Origin of the sequence: Flavobacterium orientale (assembly GCF_014638005.1) — a bacterium.
GTDB classification, from domain to species: domain Bacteria; phylum Bacteroidota; class Bacteroidia; order Flavobacteriales; family Flavobacteriaceae; genus Flavobacterium; species Flavobacterium orientale.
Map to the genome: position 1 here is coordinate 410,037 of NZ_BMFG01000001.1, position 14,325 is coordinate 424,361.

General features: G+C 32.6%; 16 protein-coding genes. 7 read left to right on the plus strand and 9 right to left on the minus strand.

The genetic code is table 11. The features are described from left to right. Window positions 1-32: 32 nt before the first annotated feature. The 8 genes from gap to recF form a co-directional block, all read right to left on the minus strand. On the minus strand, window positions 33-1,034 hold the full coding sequence (gap, locus tag IEV15_RS01760; RefSeq protein ID WP_188360772.1) for a type I glyceraldehyde-3-phosphate dehydrogenase: 1,002 nt from the start codon (window positions 1,032-1,034) through the stop codon (window positions 33-35). 24 nt (window positions 1,035-1,058) lie between these two features. After that, window positions 1,059-1,931, minus strand: coding sequence for a lipoyl synthase (gene lipA, locus IEV15_RS01765; protein WP_188360773.1), 873 nt, complete (start codon window positions 1,929-1,931; stop codon window positions 1,059-1,061). An 89-nt stretch (window positions 1,932-2,020) separates the two neighbouring features. Then, window positions 2,021-2,569: an RNA polymerase sigma factor gene (locus IEV15_RS01770; RefSeq protein WP_188360774.1), complete on the minus strand. Its 549-nt coding sequence runs from the start codon at window positions 2,567-2,569 to the stop codon at window positions 2,021-2,023. Continuing rightward, window positions 2,560-3,666 (minus strand): glycosyltransferase, encoded by a 1,107-nt coding sequence (locus IEV15_RS01775; RefSeq protein ID WP_188360775.1) that lies wholly within the window; start codon window positions 3,664-3,666, stop codon window positions 2,560-2,562. The genes IEV15_RS01770 and IEV15_RS01775 overlap by 10 nt, the downstream gene beginning before the upstream one ends. A gap of 15 nt (window positions 3,667-3,681) precedes the next feature. Next, window positions 3,682-3,885 (minus strand): membrane or secreted protein, encoded by a 204-nt coding sequence (locus IEV15_RS01780; RefSeq protein ID WP_188360776.1) that lies wholly within the window; start codon window positions 3,883-3,885, stop codon window positions 3,682-3,684. Between the two features lie 67 nt (window positions 3,886-3,952). After that, window positions 3,953-4,966, minus strand: coding sequence for a UDP-N-acetylmuramate dehydrogenase (gene murB, locus IEV15_RS01785; RefSeq protein WP_188360777.1), 1,014 nt, complete (start codon window positions 4,964-4,966; stop codon window positions 3,953-3,955). 55 nt (window positions 4,967-5,021) lie between these two features. Next, the gene (locus IEV15_RS01790) at window positions 5,022-5,693 is read right to left on the minus strand and encodes a DUF2461 domain-containing protein (protein ID WP_188360778.1); all 672 of its coding nucleotides are present in this window, start codon (window positions 5,691-5,693) and stop codon (window positions 5,022-5,024) included. 411 nt (window positions 5,694-6,104) lie between these two features. After that, window positions 6,105-7,187, minus strand: a complete 1,083-nt coding sequence (gene recF, locus IEV15_RS01795; RefSeq protein WP_188360779.1) for a DNA replication/repair protein RecF — start codon at window positions 7,185-7,187, stop codon at window positions 6,105-6,107. A 166-nt stretch (window positions 7,188-7,353) separates the two neighbouring features. Here recF and IEV15_RS01800 point away from each other — a divergent pair, with 166 nt between their 5' ends. The 7 genes from IEV15_RS01800 (at window position 7,354) to IEV15_RS01830 (ending at window position 13,716) form a co-directional block, all read left to right on the plus strand. Continuing rightward, window positions 7,354-8,130 (plus strand): tetratricopeptide repeat protein, encoded by a 777-nt coding sequence (locus tag IEV15_RS01800; protein ID WP_188360780.1) that lies wholly within the window; start codon window positions 7,354-7,356, stop codon window positions 8,128-8,130. A gap of 3 nt (window positions 8,131-8,133) precedes the next feature. Beyond that, window positions 8,134-8,616: a 6,7-dimethyl-8-ribityllumazine synthase gene (gene ribH, locus IEV15_RS01805; protein ID WP_188360781.1), complete on the plus strand. Its 483-nt coding sequence runs from the start codon at window positions 8,134-8,136 to the stop codon at window positions 8,614-8,616. A 146-nt stretch (window positions 8,617-8,762) separates the two neighbouring features. Further along, window positions 8,763-9,050: a riboflavin synthase subunit beta gene (locus tag IEV15_RS01810; protein ID WP_188360782.1), complete on the plus strand. Its 288-nt coding sequence runs from the start codon at window positions 8,763-8,765 to the stop codon at window positions 9,048-9,050. Next, entirely contained in the window at window positions 9,050-10,906 is a 1,857-nt protein-coding gene (gene mutL / locus IEV15_RS01815; protein WP_188360783.1) for a DNA mismatch repair endonuclease MutL, read from the plus strand. Before IEV15_RS01810 ends, mutL begins: the two co-directional genes overlap by 1 nt. Next, window positions 10,903-11,724 carry a rhomboid family intramembrane serine protease gene (locus IEV15_RS01820; RefSeq protein WP_188360784.1) on the plus strand — a complete coding sequence of 274 codons (822 nt, stop codon included), beginning with the start codon at window positions 10,903-10,905 and terminating at the stop codon, window positions 11,722-11,724. Before mutL ends, IEV15_RS01820 begins: the two co-directional genes overlap by 4 nt. Before the next feature lie 47 nt (window positions 11,725-11,771). After that, window positions 11,772-12,644 carry a rhomboid family intramembrane serine protease gene (locus IEV15_RS01825; protein WP_188360785.1) on the plus strand — a complete coding sequence of 291 codons (873 nt, stop codon included), beginning with the start codon at window positions 11,772-11,774 and terminating at the stop codon, window positions 12,642-12,644. Between the two features lie 10 nt (window positions 12,645-12,654). Further along, entirely contained in the window at window positions 12,655-13,716 is a 1,062-nt protein-coding gene (locus IEV15_RS01830) for an endonuclease/exonuclease/phosphatase family protein (RefSeq protein WP_188360786.1), read from the plus strand. Here the strand turns inward: IEV15_RS01830 and IEV15_RS01835 are convergent. Then, window positions 13,713-14,324 carry a WbqC family protein gene (locus IEV15_RS01835; RefSeq protein ID WP_188360787.1) on the minus strand — a complete coding sequence of 204 codons (612 nt, stop codon included), beginning with the start codon at window positions 14,322-14,324 and terminating at the stop codon, window positions 13,713-13,715. The genes IEV15_RS01830 and IEV15_RS01835 overlap by 4 nt on opposite strands. Between the last annotated feature and the right edge of the window lies 1 nt (window position 14,325).

The window sequence follows — 14,325 nt, forward strand, 5'->3', positions numbered from 1 at the left end:
TTAAGAATTAAACTTATGTTTTATAAAATTAATTATTTATTTGAAATAAATAGGATTAAGTCAATAATTCTTGAAGAATATCCGGTTTCGTTGTCATACCATCCAACAACTTTCACCATTTTATCAATAACAGATGTCAATTGGGCATCAAATAAACACGAATTTTTATTTCCGATAATGTCAACAGAAACGATGGGATCTTCGGTATAAGCTAAAATGCCTTTCAATTCATTATCTGAGGCATTTTTAAAAGCTAAATTCAATTCTTCAATAGTTACGTTTCTTTTTACATAACAAGTTATATCCGTTAATGAACCGTTTGCAACAGGTACTCTAATGCCGCTTCCGCCAATTTTACCATTCATTTCAGGGAAAATTTTGGTTAGTGCTTTTGCCGCTCCTGTTGTTGTTGGAACTATAGATTGTGCAGCTCCTCGAGCTCTCCTTAAATCTTTATGTGGTTGATCATGTAGACTTTGATCTGTGGTATATGAATGAACGGTTGTGATATAAGCTTGTTCAATACCACAAAGCTTATTGATGATTTGAATCATGGGTGCCGCATTGTTGGTGGTGCAGCTTGCATTGGAAATGATTGTTTCGGAACCATCTAATAATGATTCGTTCACTCCCATAACAATTGTTTTGATGAAATCATCTTCGGGTGGTGCAGAAAGAATAACTTTTTTTGCACCGGAATCTAGGTGCTTTTGAGCTTCAACTTGGGTTTTGAATTTTCCTGTTGCTTCAATTACAAAGTCAATAGAATGTTTTTTCCAATCAATTTTTTCAATATTTTTTTCTTGAAGATAGGCATATTCTTTAGCGTCAATCAGTAATTGATTATTGGTTGCAGTTACCTCAAAAGGAAAAATGCCGTGAATACTGTCGTATTTTAACAAATGTGCCATTGTTTTAGCATCGGCAATATCATTAATTGCTACAACTTCAATGGCTTCATGTTGGTGTAGCAATCGAAACACATTTCTGCCTATTCTTCCAAAACCGTTTATTGCAACTCTAATTTTTGTCATCAGAACAAAAGAGGTTTAACAAAATTAAAGGATATGTTTTTGAGCATGGTAAGAAGATCTAACCAATGCACCACTTTCCACATGACGGAAACCCATTTCTTTTCCTAAGGTTTCATATTTTTTAAATTGTTCCGGAGTGATGAATTCTTTTACCGGCAAATGCTTTTTGCTTGGTTGCAAATATTGACCAATAGTAACAATATCAACATGCACAGAGCGAAGGTCCTTCATAGTTTGGATAACTTCTTCTTCGGTTTCGCCAAGTCCTAACATGATGCCCGATTTTGTTCTGTTGATGCCTTTTTCTTTCAAATAACGAAGCACTTCCAGGCTCCGATCATATTTTGCTTGAATCCGAACTTCGCGAGTTAATCTTCTTACAGTTTCCATGTTGTGAGAGACCACTTCAGGATTGGCTTCTATAATTCGATCAATATTTTTTTCGTTTCCTTGAAAATCAGGAATTAAAGTTTCTAATGTAGTGGTTGGCTTCATTCTTCGAATGGCCCAAATAGTTTCTTGCCAAATAATGGAACCCATATCTTTCAAATCATCACGGTCAACACTTGTGATAACAGCGTGTTTGATATTCATAATTTTGATAGAACGAGCCACTTTTTCAGGTTCATCCCAATCCACCGTTTCGGGTCTTCCGGTCTTTACACCACAAAAACCACAGGAACGTGTACAAATATTACCTAAAATCATGAAAGTAGCCGTGCCTTCTCCCCAACATTCTCCCATGTTTGGACAACTTCCCGAGGTGCAAATAGTGTTCAATTTGTATTTGTCTACTAACCCTCTAAGTTCTGTATATTTTTGTCCGGTAGGTAGTTTTACCCTTAACCATTTTGGTTTTCCAATTGGTGGTTGTACGCTATCTATAACAGTATTCATAGTGCAATTTTTTGAAATGCAAAGATAAGAAAAGAAAATTATCTAATGGTGCTTTTAAAGAAGTTGAGAATCAGAAAACGATTAAAAAATTATTTTCGTTCAATAATCTCTGCTAGTAGCTTTTTGGCTCTCAAAATTTTAACTTTTACATTATTTAAAGGTTCATTCAAGTGTTCCGAAATTTCCTGATAACTCATTTCCTGAAAATAACGAAGTTGAATAACTTCTTGATAATGCGGTTTTAATTCTTTGATAAATTGCAGTAATTGGGATAGATTTTGTTCTGTAATCAACGTGTCTTCAGCCGATGGAGAACTATCTGCAATGTTGTAAGCTTGTCTGTCTTCTTGGTCTGTGATGTCTAAATTTTGTTTTGATTTCTTTTTTCTAAGCAAATCAATATGAACATTTTTTGCAATTGCAATCAGCCAAGTGTTAAATTGAAAGGAATAGTTATAATTGGCTAATTTATCAAAGGCTTTCGAAAAAGTTTCTATGGTAATGTCTTCTGCATCTGTTTCATTTTCAGTTCTTTTTAACATAAATCCATAGACTTCATTCCAATACAAGTCAAGTAGCATTGTAAAAGCTAACTGATCACCATTTTTGGCTTTTTCTATGATTGGTTTTATTTCCAATGAACCGGTTTTGAAAAAAGATTAGTAAAAAATATATTCAATTGCGTAAAAATGAGTACCAGTTCTAAAAACGGATACCAATACATAACGTCAGATTCCTTCAATTTAGAAGCGGCATATCCTAAAGAAATCCAACTAAACAAATACCTTCCAACACAAATCGAGCCAACAGCTATCCAATTGTATTGAAAAGCGAATAAAAGTAGTGCTAAAATCAGAAAAGAAATTTGACTCAGATAAAAAACTGACAATTGAAAACGGTCAAAAAACTTATAATTTGTGGCTGTTGAAATATGCCTTCTTTTTTGGGTAAACCATTCCTTGAAAGAAGTTTTGGGTTTAGAATAGGTAAAACTATTTTTTGAAAAACAAATAGTGGTATTGCTATTGTTTGAAGCTTGATTGATAAACAAATCATCATCTCCCGACCTGATTTTCATGTGGTCAATAAAACCGTTTACTCTGAAAAACTCTTCTCTTTTATAGGCTAAATTTCTACCAACTCCCATATACGGTTTTCCAATTTTTGCCCAGCCAAAATATTGAGTTGCGGTTAGTAACGTCTCAAATCGAATTAGTTTATTGATAAACGAATTGGGTATTTTTTCATATGCTCCATAACCTAAAACAATGGTTTTTTTCATGGTGAAATGCGAACTCATTTCCTGAAGCCAGTTTTCAGTTTCAGGATAACAATCAGCATCTGTAAAAACCAAATATTCGTGTTTGGCCGCTTTTATGCCTAAAGTAAGTGCAAATTTTTTGTTGCCCCAAAAAGCTTCGTTGTTTTTTACTTTGACTAATTTTATATTGGAATTATTTTTTTCAAATTCTTCAAAAATATCCAAGGTGTTATCACTTGAGGAATCATCAATCAGCACAATTTCAAACTCCGGATACTTTTGATTTAAAAGTAAAGGAATGAATTTTGAAACATTTTCTGCTTCGTTTTTTGCACAAACAATTACAGAAACAGGTATTTTTTTTGGATTTGTTTCTTTTGAATGACTAAATGAAAACCGACCAAAAACTAGTGAATAATAGACAAGTTGAATAGCCACTACACCTATAAAAATATAGAAAAGCAGGTCTAACATAATAAAAAGTACAGATTAAGAATGGGTTGGTTCTGAACAGTCTTTCATTTCGTCAGGTGATTTTCCGCAGAAACTGCAGTTTTCACCATCTTTATTTAAAAACGGACTTTGACTCGCACAAGTTCCAGCAAATTTACCGTCTTTTTTCGCCCATATTTTTATGGCAATTCCCGCAAATGCTAAGGCTAAAAGACCTATGGTTAGTAATATCAATTTCATTTTTGATGCGTTTTTTTGTTCTGCAAAGATAAAAAAAATTCAATAGTAATTTAACATGTACGAGCAGTTAAATTATGTTGACCTCTACTTCAATTGTAATACCATACGTGTCAAATACACTTTTTTGAATGTTTTGAGCAACTTCCCAAATTTCTTTGCCTGTCGCACTTCCATAATTTACTAAAACTAAAGCTTGATTTTTATGTATTCCTGCATCACCAAAACGTTTGCCTTTAAATCCGGCTTGCTCAATTAGCCAACCTGCCGGAACTTTTACTTCTGTTTCCGAAACAACATAATGCGGCATTTCAGGAAATTTTTGTTGAATTTTATCAAAATCTGTTTTTGAAATAATCGGGTTTTTAAAAAAGCTGCCGCTGTTTCCTAATTCTTTGGGATCAGGCAATTTACTTTTTCTAATAGCAATCACCGCATTACTAACATCTTTTAAAGTTGGTTTTGTGCAATTTTGTAGCTGTAATTCGGTTTCAATTGCTCCATAGGAAGTAGTCAGTTTGTGATTTCTTTTTGTCAATTTGAAAACTACCGAAGTAATAATGAATTCCTCTTTTATTTCGTTTTTAAAAATACTTTCTCTGTAACCAAACTTGCATTTTGCATTATCAAAAACTAATAATTCTTGGGTTTCGATATGAATGGCTTCACACAAAACGAAGGTGTCTTTTATCTCAACACCATAAGCTCCAATGTTTTGGATTGGAGTTGTGCCAACATTTCCGGGGATTAAGGAAAGATTTTCTAAACCGCCAAAATTGTGCTCAATAGTCCACATCACAAACTCATGCCAGTTTTCACCGGCTTGACTTTCTACCCAAACAAAATCATCGTTTTCATCAATAATCTTAATGCCTTTTAAATTGACATGAATGACCAATGCATCAATGTTTTGAGTTAATAACATATTGCTGCCTCCACCTAAAATAAATTTTTTCTTATCAGGAAAAGAAGTTAAAACTTCAACTAATTCATCTACAGAATGAACAGTAACAAATAGTTTGGCTTTGGCATCAATGCCAAAAGTGTTGTAGTTTTTTAAACAAAAATCAGAATGAATCTTCATATGAAAATGACTATTGAAAAAGCAAAAGTAAATTAATTGGAACGATTTATTTGTTTTATTCGGTTTGTAAAGCTCGATTTAAAAACTCATTTAATGGCTTCAAAACAAGTAATTTTTGAGCAATGTTTTTTGAAAACTCAGGCTCAAAAAGTGCTGAATCAGCTATCTTATGGGTTGCTGTAAAGCTTTTCATTTTTAAAAACTCAATTGCCGGATGGTCTTTTTCAAAATCTTTAGGAGCTGTTTTTAAAAGTTGACTTGGGTCACGATCTAAATCTTTAAATTCCTTTTTAAAGGTTTTGTGATTGATTATTTCTTGAAGTTCATCATAAAAAAATGCAACTTCTTTTCTGATTTTTTTCAAATCAGAGGGTTCCGGACAATATAAACCTCCGGCAATAAAACTATTTCCTTTTTCAACATGAACATAATACCCTGGTGCATTTTTTAAGTTTTGATTGGTAGAAAACCAAATTCCCATGTGTGTTTTATAAGGTGATTTGTCTTTTGAAAATCGAATATCACGGTTGATTCTAAACGTACAGTTTTTAATTTCCAAATGCTGTAAACTTTCATCTTTTGGCTTCAAATGATCCAAAATAGAGGCTATTAAACTGTGATAGTTTTTTTTGTAATTTTCATAAGATGACTTTTGTGAAAGAAACCAATCTCTATTGTTGTTCTCTTTTAAATCTTCCAAAAATTGAATGGTGCTATTTGTAATCATGTTAAAAATGTTTTAACAAAGCTACAGCAAAACAACGTACTTTTCAAAATTGAAAGCAATAAGATTTAGAAAGTAATTCGTCAAGAATTATAGTTGTATAACTATAATAGGATTTATTTAATAATAGGTATAGTTATTTTATGACGGGTTACAGGACGGGTCAAAGCCATAGATACTCCATAGATAAGCCATAGATACTCCATAGATACTCCATAGATAAGCCATCAATGGTGACAGATTTAACAAACGTTATAACAGAGCGACTGCCACTAATTCATTACTTTTTTGGAATAATTATTCGATGTAAGTCGAATTTTCATCAAAGATGAACAAATTATGACGTTTGCTTAATTTAAAATTCGAGAAGTGACTTTATTTTAGCTAATCATTTTAAAAATAGTTGAATCAAAATTATTTTAAGCGAAAGATTTTATACTCTTGATGCGTCATTTTTACGATAGATTCCGTTCGATCCGGATGAGTGTCGCTAATAAATAATTGACCAAAAGAATCGTTGTTCACCATTTCAACAATTTTGCTAACACGAAGTTCGTCCAGTTTGTCAAAAATATCATCAAAAATAAGAATGGGTTTTTCACCGCTTTGTTTTTTTAAAAAATCAAATTGAGCCAATTTTAGTGCAATCAAATAGGACTTTTGTTGACCTTGCGAACCAAATTTCTTGATAGAATGGCCTTCAATTTCAAATGATAAATCATCTTTGTGAATCCCGGAAGAGGTGAATTGCAGCAATTTGTCTTTTTGAATTGTGTCCTCAAAAAGTTTACTGAGACTGGTGTCATAAAGTTGACTTTCATAAATCAATTGCACTTTTTCGGCACCATCAGTTATGGTTTGATGATGCAATTGAAAAATAGGAGAGAAGTCGGTTATAAATTGTTTTCTTTTCTCAAAAATTGAATGAGCCAACGGTTCCAATTGTTCGTCATAAACAGCAAGAGTGTCTTTTTCAAAAGTGCGGTTTGAAGCAAAATATTTCAAAAGTGCATTTCGTTGACTTAAGATTTTTTGATATTTAATCAAATCAGCTAAATAAGAAGCATCCGATTGCGAAATAACACTGTCCATGAATTTTCTTCTGGTTTCGCTTCCTTCTGTTATTAAATCACGGTCTGCGGGAGAAATTATTACCAATGGAATAAAACCAACATGATCTGAAAATTTCTCATAAACTTTGCCGTTTCGTTTCAAAATTTTCTTTTGTCCTTTTTTTAAACTGCAAGCAATTAATTCAGAACGATCATTTTTTGTGAAATCACCTTCAATTACAAAAAACTCTTCATCGTGTTTGATGTTTTGAACAGCTTGCGGATTAAAATAGCTTTTTCCGTAAGCCAAATGATAAATTGCATCAAGAATATTGGTTTTTCCAATACCGTTTTTACCTACAAAACAATTAATAGTGTTTTCAAACTCATATTGAGCTTCAGAAAAATTTTTATAATTTACTAATGTAATTCGTTTTAAAAACAATGGGATACCAATTAAACGTTGACTTTTTTGGATTTTTGAAGTTATTATTACTGATAATTTTAGAGCTTCAAATTCCAGTGGTGCAAATTATTCAAAAATATCCAAAAAAAGGGCTTTTAAATTTCAATAAAAATTTTATTTTTGCGGCTCATTAAATTTAAAATAAATGGCAACTTATAATAAAAGAGGATTTAAAGTACCTAAACCAAAAGACATTGAAGATATTGAAAACAATGTTGATGTTGATGTACAAAACAGTACAACTGCTGAAGTTTTCAGTACGTTAGATGATAACGCATCAAAAGCGGAGGAATGGGTAGCCAAAAACCAAAAAATTATTTTTGGAGTTGTTGCTGCTATTGCATTGTTAACTGTTGGTTATTTGTTATACGGTAAGTTTGTAACTGAACCTAAAGAGATAGAAGCAGCAGAAGAAATGTTTGTTGCTCAACAAAATTATCAACAAGCGGTTGATGCTACTACAGGTCAAGATAGTTTGTTTACACTAGCATTAAACGGAGCCGATGGAAAATATGGTTTTATAAAAATTGCTGATGAGTTTTCGGGAACTGATGCCGGAAATTTAGCTAATTTCTATGCCGGAATGGCTTATTTATACACAGGAAAAAACACAGAAGCAATTGCTTATTTAGATAAATTCAGTTCTAAAGATATTGTTTTAAGTGCTTTGGCAAAAGGAGCTATTGGTGATGCATTTGCACAAAGAAATCAGTTAAAAGATGCTCTAGAATATTATGAAAAAGCAGCTCGTATGAATCCTAATGATTTAACTACGCCACGTTTTTTATATAAAGCGGGACAAACAGCTTTGACTTTAGGTCAAAAACAAGAGGCTTTAAAATATTTTACTGAAATAAAAGAAAGCTATGAAGCTGCTCCGGAAGCTAGAAATATAGATGGTCTTATTGGTCTTTCAAAATAAAGAATGGCAACAGAAAATAAAAACTTATCTCAATACGATAAAAGCACGCTCCCAAACGTTAGTCAACTTTCGTTTGGGATTGTTGTTTCTGAATGGAATGAATCCATTACAGAAGGACTTTTTAAAGGAGCTTTTGACACATTAACTGATTTTAATGTTAAACCTGAAAATATTATCAGGTGGAATGTTCCCGGAAGTTTTGAACTCATTTACGGTTGCAAAAAAATGATGGAAACCTATCCAAATTTGGCCGGGATTATTGCTATAGGAAGCGTGATAAAAGGTGAAACCCAACATTTTGATTTTGTTTGTGAAGGCGTAACACAAGGCATAAAAGATTTGAATTTAGCCGGTAAAATGCCGGTGATATTTTGTGTGCTAACAGATAATAACCTTCAGCAATCCATTGATAGAAGTGGTGGAAAGCATGGAAATAAAGGTGTTGAAGCAGCTGTTGCGGCAATCAAAATGACAGTTTTTAAATAAAAAATAGTATCCTGAATTAAAAAGTAAGCCAAATCCATTTGATTTGGCTTTTTTTATGGTTAAAAAAATTCAGATGTTAACAATTTTTAACCTAACAATATGGGCATTGTTTTTGATTTTGAGTACCTTTGAAAACAGTTATAATTATGGGAGCATTTAGCAAAAGAACAAACAAAAAATTCAGTTATCAACCTCGTTATTATCAAAGTGATAGTGAGGGGAGTCCTTTTCGTATTGAACCAAAGTTCGATAAATTCCGAAAAACAGTTGGCGATCAAGGCGGTTTGAAATCAAAGTTTATTTCTGCTTATGATGATTTTAAAACAAATTCGGATTCAAAAACAAATAAAACTATATTGATAATTATAACCATTTTATTACTCTTATTTTTATTCATAATCGATTTCGATTTATCCCTATTTACTCGTAAATAATGTCAAGTGTCATTCAATTACTTCCGGATCATGTAGCCAATCAAATTGCAGCCGGAGAGGTGGTGCAACGCCCTGCTTCAGTGGTAAAAGAATTACTTGAAAATGCCGTTGATGCAAAAGCAACGCAAATAAAGTTGGTCGTTAAAGATGCCGGAAAATCATTAATTCAAGTCATTGATAATGGTGTTGGAATGGGTGTGACTGATGCCCGACTTTGTTTTGAAAGACATGCTACCTCCAAAATTCGTCATGCCGAAGATTTATTTGCCATTCACACAAAAGGCTTTAGGGGCGAGGCTCTAGCTTCAATAGCTGCGATTGCTCATGTGGAACTTAAAACCAAACAAGAAGGAGAAGAGTTAGGGACTCATATCATAATTGAAGGAACCAAAGTAAACTCGCAAGATCCTGCGGTTGTGCCGAAAGGGACTTCTTTTTCAGTAAAAAATTTATTTTATAATATTCCTGCCCGACGCAATTTTTTAAAATCAGAAACGGTAGAATTCAGACATATAGTTGATGAATTTCAACGTGTGGTTTTGGCCCATCCGGCTATCCAATTTTCTTTGATTCACAACGGAAGTGAATTATATAATTTGACTTCATCTAATTTAAGACAGCGAATTGTTGGTGTTTTTTCGGGTAAGACAAATGAAAAATTAGTTCCCATAAGCGAAGAAACGGAGTTGGTAACGGTTCAAGGTTTTGTATCTAAACCCGAATATGCTAAAAAAAGTAGAGGAGAACAATTCTTTTTTGTAAATGATAGGTTTATCAAAAGTGGTTATTTGCATCATGCTGTGATGGCTGCTTATGAAGGTTTACTCAAAGATGGATTGCAACCTTCCTATTTTATTTATTTAAATGTACCGCCAAATAGTATTGATATAAATATTCATCCCACAAAAACCGAAATCAAGTTTGATGATGAACATGCTTTGTATGCCATTTTGCGTTCAACAGTTAAACATAGTTTGGGCATGTTTAATGTGGCACCGGTTTTAGATTTTGAACGCGATCCAAACCTTGATACGCCTTATCAAATTCAAAATAAAGAAGCTAATTATCCAACAATACAGGTAGATTCCAATTATAACCCCTTTTCTGAGGATAGTAAACCCAAAAATTTTGGACGTTCAAGTTACAGAGAACATCAAACCGATACTGCTTCTTGGGAAAGTTTGTATGTCAATTTAAAAACAGATAGTCAAGAAATTGCTTCACATAGTTTTGAAACAGATATTGTGAGCGGTTCTCTTTTTATTGAAAATGAAAATGAAATTGAAGAAACGTCAACAAGAACGTATCAAATTCAAAAAAAATATATTGTTACTCCAATCAAATCAGGATTGATTGTTATTGATCAAAAACGAGCCCATCAACGGATTTTGTATGAGCAATTTTTAAAAAATATGACGGTGGCCAATGCTTCCAGTCAAAAATTATTATTTCCTGTTTCGCTACAATTTTCTCAAAACGAAATTAATTTAATTCATGAGTTAAAAGGTGCGTTAGAAAATATGGGGTTCATTTTTGATTCCATTTCTAAAGATGTTGTTTTGATTTCAGGTATTCCAATAAATAGCAATGAAAGTCAAGTTGCTGCAATTATTGAAGCAGTTATTAATGATTTGAGCAATGGCACATCAGACCATAATTTCAGTCAAAATGACACCATCGCGAAATCTTTGGCTCGAAGTATGGCTGTGAAAAACGGCTCATTTTTAGCACAAAAAGAACAAGAAAATATAGTAAATGGTTTGTTTGCTTGCAAAGAACCGGCTACTTCTCCATTTAATAAACCTACTTTTATCACGTTATCAGTTGATGATATAGAAAAACGATTTATGTTATGATGCGAATGACCGAAACCGTAAAGCAATTATTGATTATAAACATCTTATTTTATATTGGTTCAGCGATGACTGCACCCATGTCGTATGAGTTGTTTTCGTTGTATTTTCCTTTGAATGATAAGTTTGAATGGTGGCAACCCATCACTCATATGTTTATGCACGCACAAATGCCAAATTTGATGCATATTTTCTTCAATATGTTTGGTTTAGTAATGTTTGGTTCTGCTTTGGAACATTTTTGGGGTTGGAAAAAGTTTTTGTTTTTCTATATTTCTTGTGGATTGGGTGCAGCTTTAATTCACATAGGAATGCAGTATTATGAATTTCAGAAAATAATGGAATTAGCGGCAGATTTGCAATTGTCTTCCGAAACAATTCATCGGATTATTAATGTCCCATTTATAGAAGGAAATATGTACAAAGGTGAATTATTTGATAAAAATATTAAATCAATTCTCGAACCGCTTGGCAAATATCATTTGTTGAATGAAACTAATTTTAAAGCACTTTTTGATGCTTCTATAGCTGCAGATGGAAGAGCAGTTGGAGCTTCCGGAGCTTTATATGGAATTTTAGTGGCTTTTGCGTTTATGTTTCCAAATGCCGAATTAATGTTGTTGTTTATTCCTGTTCCAATAAAAGCAAAATATTTTGTTCCCGGTTTAGTGGCTATCGATTTATATATGGGAATCACGGGTTCATCGCTGTTTGGTGGCGGTGGTATTGCTCATTTTGCTCACGTTGGTGGTGCACTTTTCGGATTTTTGATGATGTGGTATTGGAAGAAATCGCAGTTCGACAAGAATCGTTGGGATTAAACTGGAGTGATAATAAGTAATGGGTAATTGGTAAAAAGTAAGGTTTTATGAATATTTTTAACGAAATCAAGCAGCAATATACTATGGGTGGCGTAACTGAAAAGTTAATCTACTGGAATGTTGCCTTGTTTGTAATTCCTTTTGCTGTTTTGGGTATTTTATCTTTATTTGGAATCGATTTTTCTTTTTCTAAATATATTAGTTTATCCTCAAATCCGGCAGATTTGTTATGGAAACCTTGGTCAATCATTTCTTATGCTTTTTTCCACATTGGTTTTTTGCACATTATCTTCAACCTTATTATTTTGTATTTTGTTGGAAGACTTTTTTTAACATTCTTTACTCAAAAACAGCAGTTGAGTCTGTATTTGTTGGGAGGTATTTTTGCAGGGTTTATCTATATTTTAAGTTACTTATTATTTCCGGCATTGATTAATAAGAATGCCGAACTTGTTGGAGCTTCAGGAGCTGTAATGACAATTATGTTTGGTGTTGCAACTTATGCTCCTCACATGCAAGTTAGGTTGCCATTGATTGGAAATATAAAACTTTGGCACATAGCCATGTTCTATCTAATTATTGATTTAATAAGTTTATCTACAGCAAATACCGGTGGACATATTGCTCATTTGGGAGGAGCATTGTTTGGATTTTTATTCAGTAGTCAGTTAAAAAAAGGAACCGATATTACGAAATGGTTCTCAGGTTTCTTAGATTATTGCACCAATTTATTTTCAGCAAAAAAAACAACGCCGTTTAGAAAAGTACATAAAAATGAATCGTATTCAAAGCCAAAACCAGTTGTTAAAGATAAATCGCAACAACAAATTGATGAGATTTTGGATAAAATCAGCAAATCAGGTTATGAAAGTTTAACTAAAGAAGAAAAAGAATTTTTATTTAGAGCCGGAAAAGAGTAAGTTACCATACATGAAAAAATTAAGTAGGTTCAATAAGTTTATATTTATTTGCAATTTTTTTGTGTTGCTTGTGACTTTTGTCGCTTATTTTTTGCCGTTTCTTGCTCCAAGATTATTTCCTATTTTATCGGTTTTGAGTCTTTTTCTACCGCTGATTTTAATTATTAATTTGCTTTTTTTTATCTATTGGTTTTTGCAATTCAAAAGGCAGATGTTGCTTTCAGGTATTGTTTTGCTTTTGGGAATTACATTCATCAATAAGTTTTATAAACTTTATGGGAATGAAGCCGAAAGCGATAAAAGCGATCTTGTGATTATGAGTTATAATGTACGTTTGTTTAATTTGTATGATTGGATTAAAAACGAAGATGTAAGTGCCAATATTTCTGAATTTATAAAGGAAAACAATCCAGATGTGTTGTGTATTCAAGAATTTTCAAACACAAACACAATTGATTTTTCTAAATATCCTTACCAACATATTTTTATTGAAGGCAAAAACACCAAACTTGGACAAGCCATTTTTTCTAAATTTCCAATAGTTGATAGAGGTGTTTTGAATTTTCCGAATTCTACTAACAATGCTGTTTTTGTTGATTTAAGAAAAGATACCACAGTTTTTAGAGTTTACAGTATTCATCTTCAATCGATAAAAATCACTCCTGATGTTCACGAGATTGACGAAAATATACAGGAAGGTGTCACCAAGTCCAGATCAAAACGAATTTTTGCCAGAACTAGTGCTGCTTTTAGAGAACAACAAAATCAAGCTGAAATTGTAAAGAAACACAAAATGGGCTGCAGTTATCCGGTTATAATTTGTGGTGACATGAACAATAGTGCTTTTTCTTTTGTTTACAGAAGTGTTAAAGGTGATTTGAAAGATACCTTTGAAGAAGCCGGAAGTGGTTTTGGGAAAACCTATAGTTTTAAATATTATCCTGCTCGAATAGATTATATTTTTACCGACAAACAATTTGAAGTGAAAAGCCACAAAAGCTTTTCTGATTTCAAAAATTCAGATCACTTTCCGATTGTTTCTAGGGTTTCGATTATGCCAAAGGTGAATTAAATCTCTTGTCTTTTCAAATAATCTACAGCATATCTTCCTTCATTGAAAAGTAAATCAAGAATACTTAAGTTATTCAAAAATCCATTTTTTTCTTCAAAAACTTGCGTATAAAACTCAAATGTAGCTCCGTCTTTTTTGCCGTTGGCAAGACTTCTAAAATCCGAAATATCGTTTACTTCATGAAAGTATTCCACTGTTTTTTCAAATGGTATAGAAACGCCCAAACAATTGCAAACTACAGCTATTGATTCCAAATTTAAATCCATTAAGAAAGTATGTTTCTTGTTGAAAATGGGTTGAAGATCATCTTCAAAATATTCAAAAAAGGGTGAGGCTCGATAAGCCGCTTCTAACGATTTCAAATGTTGCTTTTGCCAATTGAAAGCGGTTTCCAAACGCACATCTTTTGTTTTTTGATGTGGAATAGTTGAATGTTTAATTGGGATATTCAAAAGTTGAACTCCGTTCGGACTGTGGATGTACATCCGATTTCTGTTGGTTTGTTTCTGAAAATTATCTTCCATTTCAAAAACAACAGTTTCAGCATTTATCATCGCAACAAAATGACTTATTGACGGAAAATAGGTTGGATGAAGTAAACTAGTCATA